We start from the raw sequence: 16,152 nt of genomic DNA on the forward strand, positions 1-16,152 counted from the left end.
CGAGAGTAATGGAAGGGTCAGCAGTGTCCGCATTTCCCCTCAGGTCGAACCGCTTTTTGCTCGATGACACGCTTGAAGTCGTACCGGATTTACAAGAGCAATGAAGCGGCATTTTGACCGCGCGCCTTCAGTTCGCTGGCCGCAGCAGCTGCATCTGCTGGCGATAGTCATCCGTCACCTGCCGCGCCTGGCTGCTGCTGGTGATCACCTTCGGCGTAATCAGCACAATCAGCTCAGTGCGGTCCTTGGATTTGCTGGTGTTGCCGAACAACCAGCGCAGGCCGGGGATTTTCCCCAGGTACGGCACGGCACTGACGCTCTCGCTGTTGTCCTGTTTGATCAACCCGCCGAGCAATACGGTCTGCCCGCTCTGCACGGCGACTTGCGTCGAGACTGAACGCGTGGAGATACGCGGATTCACCGGCGTGTCGCTGCTGCCGGTCTGGTTCTCGGCATCGCTGACCTGCTGCTGGATATCCATGTACACCAGGCCGCCCGGATTGATGCGCGGCACCACGTCCAGAATCACCCCGGTCTGCACGTATTCGACGCTGCTCAGGGTGGTGTCGGCATTGCCGGTGTTCACCGTGGTCTGGCTGATAGGAATGTTGTCGCCCACCTGGATCTGCGCCGGCTGGTTGTTCATCACCACCAGCGACGGCGCCGACAGTACCTGGGTGCGGCCGTTGGTTTCCAGGGCATGCAAGGCCACTTGCAGGTTGGAACTGACGAAGGAATAGAACAACGAATCCGACGCCCCCAACCCTGCCCCGCCACCGCCCAACGCGCCCTGGCTGCCGGAAGCGTTGGCGACTGTGGTGCTGGTGGAATTGCCGGCCAGGCGACCGAGGTACCACTGCACGCCAAGGTCCAGTTCACCGGTGAGTTTGACTTCGAGGATGCGCGTCTCGATCTGCACTTGCAGCGGCGGATTGTCGAGGCGTTTGATCGCGGTTTCGATCTCTTTCCATTGCGCCGGGCGGGTACGCACCAGCAGTTGGTTACTGCTTTTTTGCGCGGTGATGCGGGTGCCGGCTTCGAGGCTTTTATCCGGTGCCGGTTCGGACGCTTCGGCGACGGGCTCGGGTTCGTCGGCAGGCGGCGGCGGGTTCTGCAGGCCACCGGTATTGTTGTTGAGCGATGACAACGTGGTGGTGCGCAACCCCGGCGCGACCTTGGCCGGCGTATCGTCCTTGATCGCGCCGTTGCCGTAGATCTGCCGCAGGTACTTGGCCAGGTCCGAGGCCTTCATGTTGCGCACGTCGTACACGTACATCTGCGGTTCGTTGCCGCCGCCTTCGTCGATGGTGCGAATCCAGTCGCCCACCTCGCTGAGGTACTGCGGCTGGGAAGAAATCGCCACCACCGAGTTGGTCCGCTCGATCGGCAGAAAGCGCAGCATGCCCGCCAGCGGCATGCCGCTGCCCGGGCCGAACATGGCTTGCAGCTCGGGCATCAGCTCGGCCACCGACGCGCGTTGCAAGCCGAATACGCCCACCGACATGCCCTTGAGCCAGTCCACATCGAAGGTGTCGATGGTGGCCTGGTAGTTGGCCAGTTCTTCCGGGGTGCCGGCCAGACTCAGCACATTGCGCGCCGGGTCCACCAGCAGAAAAGCGTTTTCGCGGGCGAACGGCTTGAGCAGTTTCTGCATCTCGGTGGCGGAGATATAGCGCAACGGAAACAGCCGCGCCGACAGGCCGTTGGACGGTGGCGCCAGGTTCATCTGCGGCACCAGCTTGCCCGCCACCGCCTGGTTGGCCGGCAGGATCACGTAGCGGTTGCCCTGTTTGATCATGGCGTTGTCGGTCCAGGACAACAGGGTTTCCAGGATCGACAGCGCCTGCTGTTTGTCCACCGGCTTGGAGGTGGAAAAGCTGACATTGCCTTTCACGCCTTGGGCGATGCTGTAGTTCTCGTGCAACAGGTCGCCCATCACGCTGTTGATCACCGCTTCGATCGGCTGGTCGGCGAAGTTGAACACGATATCGCCGCCCTGCTCTTTCGCCGGCAGGCTGGCGCTGGGTGGGCGCACGAATTGCTGACTGCCCCGCCTCATCTGGCGTTGGGGCGCTACCTTCGCCGCGGGCTGCGGGCTTTGCGCGGCGGGCACCTCACTCGGCGGGCGTTGCGCGCCGGTGCCTTGCATGGCTTCGTGGAGTAACGCGTCGTCCGCGTCGAGGCGGTCGGGCAGTGAGCCACAGCCGCCCAGGGAGACGGCGGTAGTCAGGCAAAACAACGAGGTGCGCAGATCGATCAAGGGAAGGGCTCGCGAGGCAGAGAAATCGGTGGCCGGGTCGACGGCGGCGGCAAACGCTTGGCGTACAGGTTCAAGGTTTGCGTGCGGCCGTCCAGGGTGAAACGGGCGGATTGCGGCGTGAGGTGGTCCAGGCGCCAGCCGTTGGGCAGCACCTGGCCCAGGCGTACCGTCAGCGGGCGGCCGTCGGCCTGCTTGAGCATCGCCATTTGCAGATTGCCGGTGATCAGGATGCCGCTCAGGGTCAGGTTGGCCAGGCTGCTGGCCTGGGTGTTGCCGACGGCGCGATCGGGGCTGCGATCCGCGCTGAACAACGGGGTTTGCCAGGTGCCGGCGAGGCTGTCCAACGTCACGCTGGGGGCGACTTGCACCCGCGCAGAGGAATGCCCGCGCACCGCCGGTTCGGGCAGCCACTGCGGCTCGTCGCCGATGCTGCTCAGGATGAACGCCATCAACAGGCCCAATGCCCCGACCAGGCCGAGCAAGCCCCATTCCAAGGGGCGCAAGACACCGATCATCGGGCCACCTGCGGTTGCAGGTAACCGCGCACCAGCACCTGCACCACCAACTGCCCCGCCCCGCCACTGGCCGGCGCCTGTTTGCCACGGCGGATGCGCAGCTCATCGACGAACAGAAACGGCGGCTGGTATTCCAGCTCATGCAGGATCGCGGTCAGCGGTTCGATGGCGCAATCTAGGGTCAGGCTGACCTGCACCTGTCGATACGGTTCGCCGTCGTCCTGCTCCGGGGTGATGGGTTTGCGCTGGGTCAGGCTGCAGCCGCCGCCGAGGTTGGCGTGGCGGCTGATCAGATCGGCGAGGCGTTGCATCAGGTCGGCGGCGACCCCATCCGGGTCATCCCCCGGCAGCAGGCTGGTTTGGCTGGCCGGGTCCTGGCGAGCCTGCTCCAGTTGCTCGCGCAGCGCATCACCCTGGCGCAACACGCCGGCATAGCGTTGCTGCTGTTCGCGCAGTTGTTCGGCCTGTTCGCCCATGGCACGCAAGGGCCCGGCGAACCAGCTGTCGATCAGCAGCCAGTACGCCGCGCCGAGCACCACGGCCAGGATCAGCAACGCCGTGCCACGGCGTTCACGGGGTGTGAGGGGTCGGCGCATCGGCGGCCTCCGGGCGAAGGTGGGCACGCAAGGCAAACTGATCCTTGCCGCTGCGCGCATCGGGTTGAATCACGCCTTCGAACTGCGCATTGTCCAGGCGGTGACAGCCTTTGATCCGGGTGATCAGGGCGCTGGCCTTGGCGCTTTGGCCGGAGAAGGCAATCTCGCTGCCCTTGATGTCCAACTGGTCGAGCCAGGTGTCGGCGGGCAGGCATCGGGTGAGGTCGTCGAGCAGCGCCACCAGCGGCGGCTGGGCCACCTTGCGCCGGGTCAGGTACTGCACCGCGCCACGGGTGGCGAGCAGTTGCTGACGCAGCGCATGCACCTCGGCGACCTGGGCCTTTTGCTGCTGGACGCTGTCGTACATGGTGTCGAGCACGCGCTGGCGGTCGTTGAGCCACAGCAACATCGCCGCAATCAGCAACGCGCCGCACAGCCACGGCAAGCTGCGTTGCAAACCCTTGCCCGGCGGACGCGGACGCGGGCGCAAAGGCGCGGGCAGCAAGTCGATGCCCAGGTCGCCGACATCCACGCGATGCGGCTGCAGGCCGAGGGCGGCGCAGTCGCTGAGGATCTGATCGAGGCGCTCGCGCAGGATCGCCACCAGCGTCACCTGCAGTTGGGTCGGCGTGCGCCGTTCCTGGCGCGCGACGAAGTACAGCCGGTCGGCCTCGAACGGCGTGTAGCGATCCAGTTCATAGCCGACCACGGCGCTAAGGTTGCGCGCAGCGGCTACGGGCAAGTGGATGGTTTGCAGCAGCACCGCGTCGGCCGCGAGCACCAACACATGCCGCGCATTGCCCGGCGCCGACGCGACCGGCTCGCTCAACGGCCAGTGCCAGCGCTGCTCGGGCGGCTCGCGCAACGCCAGCCACGCCGGCACACACGCGCGCAGCTCCGTGAGCCACAGGCGCCAACCTTGTTGCAGCAGGCTGCCACGCCAATAACGGGCGATGGGTTCCAGTCGATTCATTCTTGCCAACGCAACACCCGGTAGGGTTGTGCGCCGTCCTCCGTTGGGCTCAATAAAACCGTGACTTGCAGGCGTGCTTCATAGCCGCCGGGGCGTTGTGCGCGGCTGTCGACCACCAGCACCTCGCCAGGGTCGGCGCCCTGTGCGCTCTGCTGCGGCAGGTTGAGGGCCTGGCGCATCAGCGCGCTGGCGAACGCCGGAGCGGGCCGATCCAGGTCGCTCCACAAGGTGAGCTCGGGCAGCAATTGGCGGTACAGCGCCTGGCTCATGCCGGGCAATTGGCGCACTTCTTCGAGCACGCGAAACGGCGCCAGCCCCTGCTTGCGCCGTGCGTCCAAGGCCTTGGCCACCTGCGCGGCCTGGGCCGGGCTGGCGCCGCAGGCCAGGGCCAGGCGCGTGAGGTCGTGCGCCTCGGCGTTGACCAGGTACAGCTTGCCGCGCTCGCTGCGCAGGCTGACGTGCAACTGCGCGTCATCGAAGGTCAGGAGCCTTTCACGGCCGTCGGCGATCCAGTGCCGATCGGCCATCGCCAGGGCGACGCCGGCTTGCGCTGCGAGCTCCGTCTGGGTGTGCTGGCGATGCCACAGCGCCTGGCGACTTTCCAGCTGCACCCAACCGGCCAAACCGCCCAGCAACACACTGAGCAAGGCCAGCACCCACAGCACCAGCAGCAGCGCCGCCCCGCGTTGCCGCCTCATTCGCCCGACGCTCCGCTGGCCAGGTTCAAGCGCAAGGCAATCACCTGAGTGACCCACGGCACCGGCCCGTCGACATGCGCGGCGATCCGCACCGCAGCGGGCAAGCGCCGGGGCCACGGCCACTGGTCGATCCATCCGGTGGGTTGGCCCAGGGGCGATACGCCGCGATAACTGAAGCGCAGCGCCGCAAGGTTCGTCAGCAGCACTTGCGGCGCATCGCGGGAAGCATCGGCCTGCCGTTCCAACCGCGAGAACCCCACCTGCAGATCCTCGGCGACCCGTTGCAGGGTGAAGCGCTGAATCCCGCCGCCGAGCACACCGGGCAAGGTCGCGACAAACTGCAGACGCTCGGGCTCCCCTAAGAAAAAACCGGCGCTCTGGCGGTCGTCTTCGCTGACATCCAGCGGCAACGCCTCACTGATCGCGGTGCGCAGGAACTGCTGGGCGGCGCGCATTTCGTCCAGGCTCACGGTGTACTGTTGGGCCTTGGCCACCGCACGATTGGCGCCGAGCAACGCACCGCTGAGCAGCACCAGCAGCACCGCGAGCAAGCTCAGCACCACGAGGATTTCCAGCAGAGTGAAGCCCCGCTCACGGCGCCTCACTGGCGCACCTTCAGGGTGCTGAACCGGGCCTGGCGCGGCCCCTCGCTGACGATCAGGTCGAGACGATACAGATGGGCTTGCTGACGCACGCAGGTCAGTTGCCAGTGGATGCCGTCCAGCGCGCCCTGGCTGACACCTTCGACCAGGCGCCCCGCCGCTTCCTGGTCCAGCACACTGAGGGCGGCATGGGTCAGGCGGTCGCTGTGAGCCGCTTGCGCCAACGAGCGCGCGCTCTGGCCGAAGGCGACCAGCAGCACCGTGCTGCACACCGCCATCAACGTCAGGGCGGCGAGCATTTCCAGTAACGTGAAACCGGCCTGGCGCTTCATGGCAGCGCCTTGGACTGCACGCTGCCGGTCAGCCAGCCAACGTCGATGCGCCAACGCCGGCTGCCGTTGGCCAGCAGCAGATGGCCGCCGGTGGAACTGCCGTCGGGATAGAACTCTACGGCGGCGCCGACCTGTTCGGCGGTATGCACGGTGACCTGCAGCTGCGGCGGCCAGGCGTGCGGGGCGCGGCCCGGGGCCTGGAAGGTCAGGCGCTGCAGATCGAATTCGGTCCTGGCCACACGCGCCTCGACTATCGCCGCGGCCCGCGTGGCGCGCAGGGCGTCGACCATCTGCCCGACCACGCGGCGCTCGTTCGCCGCCTGCACGGCCTGGCGCACACCGAGCCCCAACAAGCCGACAGCGAGGCTGATCAACAGGATGACCACCAGCATCTCCAGCAAGGTAAAGCCGCGTTGGGGCATCGGCGGGTTATTCCCAGTTGCCCAGGTCGGCGCTGTAGCCGTCGCCACCCGGTTGGCCGTCCTGGCCGTAGAAGATCAGGTCGAAGGCGCCGTGTTCGCCCGGGAAGCGATAGCCGAATGCATGGCCGAACGGGTCTTTCAGCTCCGACAGCTTGGCATACGGCCCGGCCCAACTGCTGGCGTTGCCGGGCTTGTCCACCAACTGCTGCAGGCTGTTGGGCGGTGAGCCGACATCCAGGGCGTAGCTGTCGATTTTCATGCTCAGGCTGGCCAGTTGCGCCTTGCCCGCGCCGTACTTGCCCTTGTCCACATTGCCACCGACCTGGCGCACCACGATGGTCGCGACAATGCCCAGCAGCACGATTACCGCGAGCATTTCCAGCAGGGTGAAACCGCTTTGACGGCGTTGAGTTCTCATCGATCGGGTTCCTTGAAGGTTCATATATGGCTGGTCAGGCTCATCAGCGGCAGCATGATCGCCAGCATGATCACGGCCACCAGCAGCGCCATGACCACGGTGAGGGACGGCACCAGCGCGGCGAGCAGGCGCTCGATGCCACGCCTGGCTTCGATGTCGAAGATGTCGGCGACCTTGAGCAGCATGCTGTCCAGCTCACCGGCCTGTTCGCCGACGTCAATCATTTGCAGGGCCAGGTCGGGCAGCAGCGGTTGCGCACCGAACGCACTGGCCAGGGTGCCGCCGCCTTTCACCGACTCGGCGGCCTCGGCCACTTGGGCTTGTAACGCGCGGTTGGTGCAGACCTGTCGGGCGATGACCAACGCAGGCAGCAAGGCCACGCCGTTGCTCAGCAAGGTGCCCAGGGTGCGTGTCAGGCGCGCCGCTTCGACCCGCTGCAACAGCGGGCCGAGCACGCGCAGGCCGAGCAGGCGGCGGTCGTAGCGTTCGCGGCGCCGGGGGTCGCGCAGGCGTGCCGCCAGGGTGCCCAGCGCGACGCTCGACCCGGCCAACAGCAGCAGGCCGTAGGCGCCGAGGAATTGGCCGAGGGCCAGAATCACTTCGGTGATCAGCGGAATCGGCACGTCCAGGTCCTGGAAGATCGGCACGAACTGCGGCACCACATACGCCAGCAACAACGCCAGGGAGCCGAGCACGCCGACCACCAGGAACGCCGGGTAGATCAGCGCATTGATCACCTCGCCGCGCAGCCGCTGGCTGCGTTCGAGGTAGTCGCTGAGTTGGCGCAGGGTGCTTTCCAGCGCGCCGCCGGCTTCACCGGCACGCACCATGCTCAGGTACAGCGGGGAAAAGGTGCTGCCCTCTTCTTCCAGCGCGGCGGATAACGGTTTACCCGCCTTGACGTGGTCACGGATACGCTCGATCAGTACACGCACTTGAGGCTGGCCGGGCTGCTTGAGCAGCAAGCCCAGGGAACGTTCCAGCGGCTGACCGGCGCCGAGCAACGTCGCCAACTGCTGGGTGAAACTCACCAACGCCGCGCCCGTCAACGGCCCCCGCTGCAAGGCATGGCGCAGGCCCTGGCGGCCGGCGGCGTCGATCTGCAACAGCAGCCAGCCGCGCTTGTGCAGGATCGCGATGGCGGCGCTCTGATCCTTGGCTTGCAGCGTGCCGCGCTGGGTCACGCCCTGGCTGTCGAGGGCACGGAAGGTGAACAGACTCACGCGCCCTCACCACGGGTGACGCGCAGCACTTCTTCCAGCGAGGTGACGCCCGCCACTGCCTGGCGCAGGCCTTCTTCATGCAAGGTGCGCAGGCCCGCACGTCGGGCGGCCTGCTCCAGCGTCGCGGCATCGGCGTGGCGCATCAGCAGGCCGCGCAGTTCGTCGTTCATCACCAGCAATTCGGTGATCGCGCTGCGGCCGTGGTAGCCGCCTTCGGCGCCGGGGCGATAGAGCAAGATCGGGCGCTCATCGGTGAAACGCTGCAGGCCATGTTCCTCGATCAACTCCGGCGGCGCTTCGAAGGCGACACGGGTCGCCGGGTCCAGGCGCCGCACCAGGCGCTGCGCGAGGATGCCGCTGACGGTCGAGGCGATCAGGTAACTTTCCACGCCCATGTCCAGCAGGCGCGTGATGCTCGCGGCGGCGCTGTTGGTGTGCAGGGTGGAAAGCACGAGGTGGCCGGTGAGCGACGACTGGATCGCGATGCGGCAGGTTTCCAGGTCGCGGATCTCGCCGATCATGATCACGTCCGGGTCCTGGCGCACGATGGAGCGCAGCGCGCCGGCGAAGTCCAGGCCAATGGCCGGCTTGACCTGGATCTGGTTGATGCCTTCGAGCTGGTATTCCACCGGGTCTTCGACGGTGATGATCTTGCGCTCGGCGCTGTTGAGCCGCGCCAGTGCGGTGTAGAGCGTGGTGGTCTTGCCGGAGCCGGTGGGCCCGGTGACCAGCAGGATGCCGTGGGGCCGTTCGAGCACGTCGAGGAAGGCGGCCAGGCGCTCGCCGTCGAAGCCCAGGCTGGGGAAGTCGAACTGCACGGTTTGCCGGTCGAGCAGGCGCATGACCACCGACTCGCCGAAGCTGGTCGGCACCGTGGACACCCGCAAGTCCAGCGCCTTGCCCTGGATGCGCAGCATGATCCGCCCGTCCTGGGGCAAGCGCCGCTCGGCGATGTCCAGGCGCGCCATGATCTTCACCCGCGAGATCACCGCCGCCGACGAACTGGCCGGCGGCGCTTCGGCGTCGTGCAGCACGCCGTCGATGCGGTAGCGCACCTTGAGTTGGTTTTCGAAGGGTTCGATATGGATGTCCGACGCACGCTGCTCCACCGCCCGCTGCAGGATCAGGTTGACCAGGCGGATCACCGGCGCTTCGGAAGCCATGTCCTTGAGGTGTTCGATATCTTCCAGCGCGCCGCCCTGCTCATCGAGGTTCTCGATCAGGGTGCCCATGGCGGAACGGCCCTGGCCGTAATAGCGCTCGATCAGCGTCTCGACTTCAGTGCGCGGGCCGATGGCCAGCCACACCGGCACATCACAGGCGTAGGCCAGGGCCTGGAAGGGATAATGCTGCGTCGGGTTGGCCGCAAGCACGCGCAGCCCGCCGTGGGCCCAGCCCATGGGCACCACTTGGTAATGGCGCATGAAGCGCTCGGTGAGCGCGGGCAACGGGTCGAGCAACGGCGGCGCGGCATCGGCGAGTAACAGCGGCGCGCCGAGCAACTCGGCCCAGGCGCGCGCCAGTTCGACTTCGGACACCAGCCCCAGGCGCGTGAGCAGGCCGAGCAGGTCACTGCCGTCCAGGGACAAGCGTCGGGCGCGCTCCAGGTCGACGGTTTTCAGCCCGGCGTGCTGCATCAGCCACACGCACACGCGGTCGGTGTGCGGTATCTGCGTATGGCAGGCATCGATGGGCATTGACGACATAGTGGGGTGTCTAGTTGCGAGAAAGTATGGCTATTTGGAACTACTGGATATAAAAATAAAATGCCATTAGTTCGCCACGCCGCAGTCGGAGTTAACTGGGTTAATCGACTGGAAGTTCCAGCGCTAGTTCCTGAAGCGGGGAAACAAACTGAAAAGAATAACCTGCGACCGCCTTGAAACAGCCGCGAAATCCTTGATTTAAAGCCTCCAAGCCGACACCCAAGGATTCAGCTAATTGCAATTAGCCACTTCGCTAATCAGAGCCAGGCGCCGAAGTTTTTCCTCGACGCGCATCAAGCTCAAACTTTCAAACAACCTTGTTGTTGATCTTCATTGCCGCTGAGCGCTGGGTTTGCCGCGTGGTAGCAAACACAGACGATCTGCCAGTCAGAAGTCGACCGTCGCCGACAACAGGTAAGTCCGCGGCGTCGACAAGGTCAGCCCCGGTTCGCTGTCGTCCGACGCGCCCGCCGAGCTCCAGTAGCGTTTATCGGCGACGTTTTCCACATTCGCGCGCAGGGTGATGTGTTTGTCATCGACCTTGAACGCATACCGCGCGCCCACGTCGATGCGGTTCCAGGCGTCGATTTCCTTGACGTTGGCCTGGTCCAGGTATTGCGAGCTGGAGTAGATCCCGCGCGTGGTCAGGGTCAGGCCTTCGAGGCGCGGCACGTCCCATTCCGCGCCGAGGTTGACGTTGTACTTGGGCGTGGCCGGGGCGCGGTTGCCGTCGAACGTGCCGTTGGTGGTGTGGGTCAATTCGCTGTCGATGTACATCACGCCGCCCAGCAGGCGCAGGCCCTTGAGCGGTTCGCCGAACAGGCTGAGTTCCACGCCGTCGTTCTGGCGCTTGCCGTTGGGGCCGAACACCCGCGAGGTCGCGTTGGTTTCATAGGCCGGTTGCTTGATGCGGAACACCGCGGCGGTCACGGCGAACGCACCGGCGTCGTATTTGGCGCCGACTTCCACCTGGCGGCTGATGAACGGCGGGAAGATTTCATCTTCGTTGACCGAGGTGGAAGGCGCGACCTTGCCCTGGCTCAGGCCTTCCAGGTAGTTGGCGTACAGCGACAGCGCGTCGGTGGCCTTGAACAGGATGCCGCCGGACGGCGAGATTTTTTCTTCGTCGTAGGCGGTGTCGCCTTTGACGTTGTTGGTCCAGTCATCCACCTTCACCCGCTGCCAGCGTGCGCCGAGGGTCAGCAGCAGACGATCGTCGAAAAAGCCCAGGGTGTCGGACAACGCCACGCCGCTGAATTTATTCTCGGTGTATACCTGCGCATCCTGGCGGATGGCGGTGGACGGCGTCGGTGTTTGCACCGGGTTGTAAAGATTGCTCGGCGCCGCCGCATAGCGTGCGCCGCCGTTGGTGAAGTCCATGTAGAAGTAGCTGGCCGCCAGGTTGACCTCGTGGCTCACCGGCCCGGTATGGAACCCGCTGCGCACGCCTGCCGTGGCGGTACGCACATTTTCATCGCGGCTGAAGTCGCGCGGCTGCACGCTGAAATCCCCTGCACTGTTGCTGACGGAAACGGCGTGACGCAGGAAGTCGTGGTTGCTTTTGCGCGCGCCGACACCGCCGTAGAGCATCAGGTTATCGCTGAGGTCGAACTCGGCATTGAGCGTGCCGAACGTGTCGTTGGTGCTGGCCTTGCTCCACGACTGCGCGTAGTTGCGGCGTACATCGTTGGCGCTTGGCACCGGGGCCGCGGCGGCCACCTGCACGCGCTCCTGCGGGGCGTTGGTGTCGCGCTCGGTGTGGCCGATATCGCTGGAAAGGCGCAGGCGCTCACCGCGAAAGTCCAGGCCCAGCACGGCCATTTCACGGTCGACACGCTGATGGTCCCACTCGGTGTCGCCGGCCTGTTTCACGCCGTTGAAGCGCAGGCCGAACTTGTTGTCCTCGCCGAAGCGCCGGCCCACATCCACCGCGCCGCCAGCCTGGCTATCGGAGGCCCAGGTGCCGGTGAACGAGTTGATGTCCTTGTCGGTGGCGCGCTTGGGCACCACGTTGATCCCGCCGCCCACACTGCCGCGCGGCGAGATGCCGTTGATCAATTGGCTGGGGCCTTTGACGATGTCGACGCGGTCGGCCATTTCCATGTCGATGGTGTAGGTCGGCAACACGCCGTACAGCCCGTTGTAGGCCACATCACTGTTGAACAGGCTGAACCCGCGAATGGTGAACTGTTCATAGCGCCCACCGGCCGGGTTGGTGGCGCGCACCGACGGGTCGCTGGCGATCAGGTCGCCGAGGGTCCGCGCCTGCTGGTTCTTCACCGCCTCCTGGGTGTAGGTGGTCATGCTGAAGGGCGTGTCCATGAAGTCCCGCGAGCCCAGCAGGCCCTGCGAACCGCGTCGCGCCACTTGCCCACCGGCGTAGATATCGCCGTCGGCTTCGCTGCGGGTCCCGAGGATGGCGGTCGGCGCCAGTTGCAGGCTGCTGCCCTGTGGCACCGGCACCAGCATGTAGGCCTGCTCCCCCATCGGCTGCAGTTGCAGGCCGGAACCTTGCAGCAGGCGGGCAAAACCTTCTTCCACCGCGTACTCGCCGGATAAACCACTGCTACCGCGGCCACTGACCAGCGCCGGGTCCACCGCCAGGTTGACCCCCGACAACCCGGCGAAACGGGTCAACGCGGCACCCAGGCTACCGGCCGGCACTTGGTAGCTGCGGCGGGTGGCGGTGTCTTCGGCATAGCTGATCGGGGTAAACAGTGGGCTGGCGCTGAGGCTCAGCATCAGGCTCAGTTTGAGCAAGGGGCGGACGGCGGGCATGGGCGGAAGCTCTCGATTTTGTTCACTTACCTGGAATGACAGGCGAGGTGAAAAAAAGGGACAGGCTTCCGCGCTTTTTCTAGCAAATAACCACTAAGGCTCAATCAACCGACAGGTTGACTCGACGATCCCGGCGCCGCGCAGTACCGCCACGGTGGCGTCGGGATCGTCCGTTTTCAGTGCAGGAACTTCAACCAGCCAGCCAGTGCCAGCGCGGCAAAGCAGGTCCAGCCCGAGAACAGCCAGCGCCACACGCGCGCACGGGGCACGAACCCCACGCCCCGCACAAAGGCCACACTCATCGCCGCGAACAAGGCCATTGCCAGCCCATGATCAGCTTTGCCGTCCGGGGTGGCCATCAGGGGCGGATAGAGCGTACACACCAGCATGATCGCGATCGCGATAAGCAAGCTCAGCGGGTGAATGCGTGAGGGCGCCGGAGCCTCGGCGACACGCGGCATCATGGCCGCGGCTCCTCACGGTCGCTCAGGGCGCGCCCCGCTTCGTTCTCGCCCCACATCGCATTCAATATGGCCAGCAACAAGGCGAAACCGACTCCCAGCATCCAGGCGAAATACCACATAGTCTTTGCTCCTCTGATGGCGTTAGTAGGCCGAATGTTCGTTGGCTTTGATCTGTGCCACGGTGACCTTGCCGCGCATGACGCGATAGGCCCATGAGGTGTAGATCACGATCAGCGGCATGAAGATCAACGTGGCCCAGAACATGATGGACAGGCTCAGATGACTGGACACGCTGTCCCACACGGTCAGGCTGGCCGCAGGCACGGTCGACGACGGCATGACGAAGGGGAACATCGACACGCCGGCCGTGCTGATCACCCCGATCACCGCGAGCGACGAGGCGACAAACGCGGCCAGTGTGCGGCGCATCATCATCAACAACGCAGCACCAGCTGCGCCGCCCAAGCCCAGCGCGGGCAGCAGCCACAGCAGAGGGTAATGACCATAGTTGGCCATCCAGGCGCCCGCTTCGCGTACCACGGTTTTGTTGAGAATGTCCGGCAGCCCGGCGGTATCCACCACCGAGGTGATGCGATAGCCGTCGATCGATTGCAACCACACACCGGCAATGACGAATGTACACAGCAGCACCAGCGCCGCGCCCACCCCGCCCTTGATGGCACGGGCCTGGATCACGCCCTCAGTGCGGTGCGCCAGATAGGTACCGCCTTGCAGGGTGATCATTGCACTGCTCACCACACCGGTCAGCAGCGCAAAGGGGTTCAGCAGTTGCCAGAAACTCCCGGTGTAAGTCGATACCAGCATGTTGTTGAAGTGGAACGGTACGCCTTGCAACAGGTTGCCGAACGCGATGCCGAACACCAGCGGCGGCACGGCCCCACCGACAAACAGCCCCCAGTCCCAGGTGCTGCGCCATTTGGCGTTGTGAATCTTGCTGCGATAGTCAAACCCCACCGGGCGGAAGAACAGCGCCCACAGGACCAGAATCATCGCCCAATAAAACCCGCTGAACGCGGTGGCATACACCACCGGCCACGCGGCGAACAGCGCGCCGCCCGCGGTGATGAACCACACTTGGTTGCCGTCCCAGTGCGGCCCGACGGTGTTGATCGCGACGCGGCGTTCCACGTCCGAGCGGCCCACGAAGGGCAGCAAGGTGCCGACGCCCATGTCGTGGCCGTCCATGATGGCGAAGCCGATCAGCAGTACGCCGACCAGTGCCCACCAGATAATTTTCAGAGTGAAGTAATCAAGCATGGTGGAGTTCCTTCAGGTTGGCATCGTAAGCGTAACGGCCGGTTCCGAGGCTGCCGGGCCCTTGGCGGGCGAACTTGACCATCAGGAACATTTCAACCACCAGCAGCACGGTGTAGAACGCGACGAAGCCTGCCAGCGAGCCATAGAGGTTATTGACGCTAAGGGTGGAGACACTCATGTGAGTGGGCAGCACGCCGTAGATGGTCCAGGGTTGACGGCCGTATTCAGCGACGAACCAGCCCAGCTCGCAGGCCAGCCAAGGCGCCGGCAGCATGCAGAGTGCCCAACGCAGCAACCAGCGGCGGCGTGTGCAGACCGACTTCAAGGTGCTCCAGAAGGCCAGCCCGAACAGCAACAGCATGGCGAAACCCAGCGCGACCATGACCCGGAACGCCCAGAACATCGGGGTCACGCGCGGTACGGTGTCGTTCATCGCCTTGTCGATGATCTCCGGCGTGGCCTGGTTGACGTCTTCAACGTACTTTTTCAGCAGCAGGCCAAAACCGAGGTCCGCTTTGTACTCTTCGAAGGTATCGAACGCCGCCTTATCGGTGCGATCGGCCCGCAGGGCTTCAAGCGCATTGACGGCGGTAATGCCACGCAGGATGCGCGCGCGGTTTTTCGCTTTGATGTCATGAATGCCCGGGATCTGCTTGCTCACCGAGCGCGTGCCGATCAAGCCCATCACCCACGGCACATCGACTTCCCAGTTATTCCTGGACTCGGCTTCATTGATGCTGGCCAGCAAGGTCAGGCCGGCCGGCGCGGGTTTGGTTTCCCACATGGCTTCCATGGCCGCCAGCTTGGTTTGCTGCGCCTCACCCACGGTGTAACCCGACTCATCCCCCAGCACGATGACGCTCAGCACCGAGGCCAGGCCGAACGCCGCCGCCACCCGGAAACTGCGCTTGGCGAATTCGACATCGCGATTTTTGAGCAAGTACCAGCTGGAAATCGACAACACAAACATCGAACCGGTGACGTAACCGGCAGACACGGTGTGTACGAACTTGGCCTGGGCCACCGGGTTGAACAACACCGCCCAGAAATCGACCATCTCCATACGCATGGTGATGTAGCTGAATTCCGAGCCGACCGGGTTCTGCATCCAGCCATTGGCGATCAGAATCCACAGCGCCGACAGGTTGGTACCGATGGCCATCAGCAACGTGACCAGCAAGTGGTGCTCTTTCTTCAGGCGATCCCAGCCAAAAAAGAACAGACCGATCATGGTCGATTCGAGAAAGAACGCCATCAAGCCCTCGATGGCCAGCGGGGCACCGAAGATGTCGCCCACGTAGTGCGAGTAGTACGCCCAGTTGGTGCCGAACTGAAATTCCAGGGTGATGCCGGTTGTCACCCCCAGGGCGAAGTTGATACCGAATAACTTGCCCCAAAAGCGCGTCATGTCCTTCCAGATGACGTTCCCGGTCATCACATAGACGCTTTCCATGATGACCAGTAGCCACACCATGCCAACCGTCAGCGGTACGAATAGAAAGTGGTAAAGCGCAGTGGCTGCGAACTGCAGCCGTGACAAATCCACCAGTTGTTCTGAGATCACTTGCTTGCCCCTTGAGTCGAGGTGGGTACACCGAAACGGTTGCCGACGATGTTCGGGTCGACACTGACGTGCGAATCCCGGATGAACAGCCACCACAGCACGCTCAGCAGCACGAGCTTGATCAGCACCGCGGTGAGTAGATGGCGTAGTAGGCGTTTGTCGGAAATAGTCATGTCTATGCACTAAGCACAGGGCATGCCAAAGCCAGATCTTCTATTTTTATCGTTATAAAACAATTGGTTATGAGTTTTTTAGCGGTAGCCCTGGCGCATCGCTGCTGGTCAATGCGCTGCCAGTCTGGCAGCTTGGCAGTCACTGGCAGT

General features: G+C 64.5%; 17 protein-coding genes. All 17 read right to left on the minus strand.

The features are described 5' to 3' along the window. Nucleotides 1-127 precede the first annotated feature (127 nt). Nucleotides 128-2,251, minus strand: coding sequence for a type II secretion system secretin GspD (gene gspD / locus LQ249_RS20750; RefSeq protein WP_232566621.1), 2,124 nt, complete (start codon nucleotides 2,249-2,251; stop codon nucleotides 128-130). Nucleotides 2,252-2,256: 5 nt separating this feature from the next. Continuing rightward, nucleotides 2,257-2,775 carry a general secretion pathway protein GspN gene (locus LQ249_RS20755; protein WP_046382760.1) on the minus strand — a complete coding sequence of 173 codons (519 nt, stop codon included), beginning with the start codon at nucleotides 2,773-2,775 and terminating at the stop codon, nucleotides 2,257-2,259. Further along, a complete protein-coding gene (gene gspM, locus LQ249_RS20760) occupies nucleotides 2,772-3,371 on the minus strand; it encodes a type II secretion system protein GspM (RefSeq protein WP_017847564.1) in 600 nt (199 codons plus the stop codon). The genes LQ249_RS20755 and gspM overlap by 4 nt, the downstream gene beginning before the upstream one ends. Beyond that, complete coding sequence (locus tag LQ249_RS20765; RefSeq protein WP_201021219.1) at nucleotides 3,346-4,344, minus strand: type II secretion system protein GspL; 999 nt, start codon at nucleotides 4,342-4,344, stop codon at nucleotides 3,346-3,348. The genes gspM and LQ249_RS20765 overlap by 26 nt, the downstream gene beginning before the upstream one ends. After that, complete coding sequence (locus tag LQ249_RS20770) at nucleotides 4,341-5,042, minus strand: hypothetical protein (protein WP_057005695.1); 702 nt, start codon at nucleotides 5,040-5,042, stop codon at nucleotides 4,341-4,343. The genes LQ249_RS20765 and LQ249_RS20770 overlap by 4 nt, the downstream gene beginning before the upstream one ends. After that, complete coding sequence (locus LQ249_RS20775) at nucleotides 5,039-5,647, minus strand: prepilin-type N-terminal cleavage/methylation domain-containing protein (protein ID WP_126588897.1); 609 nt, start codon at nucleotides 5,645-5,647, stop codon at nucleotides 5,039-5,041. Before LQ249_RS20775 ends, LQ249_RS20770 begins: the two co-directional genes overlap by 4 nt. Continuing rightward, nucleotides 5,644-5,976 (minus strand): type II secretion system protein, encoded by a 333-nt coding sequence (locus LQ249_RS20780; RefSeq protein ID WP_017847568.1) that lies wholly within the window; start codon nucleotides 5,974-5,976, stop codon nucleotides 5,644-5,646. Before LQ249_RS20780 ends, LQ249_RS20775 begins: the two co-directional genes overlap by 4 nt. Further along, a complete protein-coding gene (locus LQ249_RS20785; protein ID WP_057005697.1) occupies nucleotides 5,973-6,398 on the minus strand; it encodes a prepilin-type N-terminal cleavage/methylation domain-containing protein in 426 nt (141 codons plus the stop codon). The genes LQ249_RS20780 and LQ249_RS20785 overlap by 4 nt, the downstream gene beginning before the upstream one ends. Before the next feature lie 7 nt (nucleotides 6,399-6,405). Then, nucleotides 6,406-6,816, minus strand: a complete 411-nt coding sequence (gene gspG, locus LQ249_RS20790; RefSeq protein ID WP_156422917.1) for a type II secretion system major pseudopilin GspG — start codon at nucleotides 6,814-6,816, stop codon at nucleotides 6,406-6,408. A 20-nt stretch (nucleotides 6,817-6,836) separates the two neighbouring features. Beyond that, entirely contained in the window at nucleotides 6,837-8,039 is a 1,203-nt protein-coding gene (gspF, locus tag LQ249_RS20795) for a type II secretion system inner membrane protein GspF (protein ID WP_126588896.1), read from the minus strand. Next, a complete protein-coding gene (gene gspE, locus LQ249_RS20800; RefSeq protein ID WP_169864966.1) occupies nucleotides 8,036-9,745 on the minus strand; it encodes a type II secretion system ATPase GspE in 1,710 nt (569 codons plus the stop codon). Before gspE ends, gspF begins: the two co-directional genes overlap by 4 nt. Nucleotides 9,746-10,132: 387 nt before the next feature. Next, a complete protein-coding gene (locus LQ249_RS20805; protein ID WP_057005700.1) occupies nucleotides 10,133-12,523 on the minus strand; it encodes a TonB-dependent receptor in 2,391 nt (796 codons plus the stop codon). Nucleotides 12,524-12,699: 176 nt separating this feature from the next. Next, a complete protein-coding gene (locus LQ249_RS20810) occupies nucleotides 12,700-12,987 on the minus strand; it encodes a cyd operon YbgE family protein (protein ID WP_017847574.1) in 288 nt (95 codons plus the stop codon). Continuing rightward, complete coding sequence (gene cydX, locus LQ249_RS20815; protein WP_017847575.1) at nucleotides 12,984-13,106, minus strand: cytochrome bd-I oxidase subunit CydX; 123 nt, start codon at nucleotides 13,104-13,106, stop codon at nucleotides 12,984-12,986. The genes LQ249_RS20810 and cydX overlap by 4 nt, the downstream gene beginning before the upstream one ends. 22 nt (nucleotides 13,107-13,128) lie before the next feature. After that, a complete protein-coding gene (gene cydB / locus LQ249_RS20820) occupies nucleotides 13,129-14,265 on the minus strand; it encodes a cytochrome d ubiquinol oxidase subunit II (protein ID WP_232565872.1) in 1,137 nt (378 codons plus the stop codon). Then, a complete protein-coding gene (locus LQ249_RS20825) occupies nucleotides 14,258-15,829 on the minus strand; it encodes a cytochrome ubiquinol oxidase subunit I (protein ID WP_057005703.1) in 1,572 nt (523 codons plus the stop codon). The genes cydB and LQ249_RS20825 overlap by 8 nt, the downstream gene beginning before the upstream one ends. Then, complete coding sequence (gene cydP, locus LQ249_RS20830) at nucleotides 15,826-16,002, minus strand: cytochrome oxidase putative small subunit CydP (protein WP_017847578.1); 177 nt, start codon at nucleotides 16,000-16,002, stop codon at nucleotides 15,826-15,828. Before cydP ends, LQ249_RS20825 begins: the two co-directional genes overlap by 4 nt. Between the last annotated feature and the right edge of the window lie 150 nt (nucleotides 16,003-16,152).

Origin of the sequence: Pseudomonas sp. 7-41, assembly GCF_021233075.1 — a bacterium.
GTDB lineage: Bacteria > Pseudomonadota > Gammaproteobacteria > Pseudomonadales > Pseudomonadaceae > Aquipseudomonas > Aquipseudomonas veronii.

Excerpts from the sequence above, each read along its gene's own strand:
- LQ249_RS20770 (WP_057005695.1), bottom strand. The coding sequence starts at position 5,042 with ATGAGGCGGCAACGCGGGGCGGCGCTGCTGCTGGTGCTGTGGGTGCTG.
- LQ249_RS20755 (WP_046382760.1), bottom strand. The coding sequence starts at position 2,775 with ATGATCGGTGTCTTGCGCCCCTTGGAATGGGGCTTGCTCGGCCTGGTC.
- gspM (WP_017847564.1), bottom strand. The coding sequence starts at position 3,371 with ATGCGCCGACCCCTCACACCCCGTGAACGCCGTGGCACGGCGTTGCTG.
- cydP (WP_017847578.1), bottom strand. The coding sequence starts at position 16,002 with ATGACTATTTCCGACAAACGCCTACTACGCCATCTACTCACCGCGGTG.
- gspG (WP_156422917.1), bottom strand. The coding sequence starts at position 6,816 with ATGAGAACTCAACGCCGTCAAAGCGGTTTCACCCTGCTGGAAATGCTC.
- cydB (WP_232565872.1), bottom strand. The coding sequence starts at position 14,265 with ATGCTTGATTACTTCACTCTGAAAATTATCTGGTGGGCACTGGTCGGC.
- LQ249_RS20780 (WP_017847568.1), bottom strand. The coding sequence starts at position 5,976 with ATGAAGCGCCAGGCCGGTTTCACGTTACTGGAAATGCTCGCCGCCCTG.
- LQ249_RS20810 (WP_017847574.1), bottom strand. The coding sequence starts at position 12,987 with ATGATGCCGCGTGTCGCCGAGGCTCCGGCGCCCTCACGCATTCACCCG.
- gspE (WP_169864966.1), bottom strand. The coding sequence starts at position 9,745 with ATGTCGTCAATGCCCATCGATGCCTGCCATACGCAGATACCGCACACC.
- LQ249_RS20765 (WP_201021219.1), bottom strand. The coding sequence starts at position 4,344 with ATGAATCGACTGGAACCCATCGCCCGTTATTGGCGTGGCAGCCTGCTG.
- LQ249_RS20785 (WP_057005697.1), bottom strand. The coding sequence starts at position 6,398 with ATGCCCCAACGCGGCTTTACCTTGCTGGAGATGCTGGTGGTCATCCTG.
- cydX (WP_017847575.1), bottom strand. The coding sequence starts at position 13,106 with ATGTGGTATTTCGCCTGGATGCTGGGAGTCGGTTTCGCCTTGTTGCTG.
- LQ249_RS20805 (WP_057005700.1), bottom strand. The coding sequence starts at position 12,523 with ATGCCCGCCGTCCGCCCCTTGCTCAAACTGAGCCTGATGCTGAGCCTC.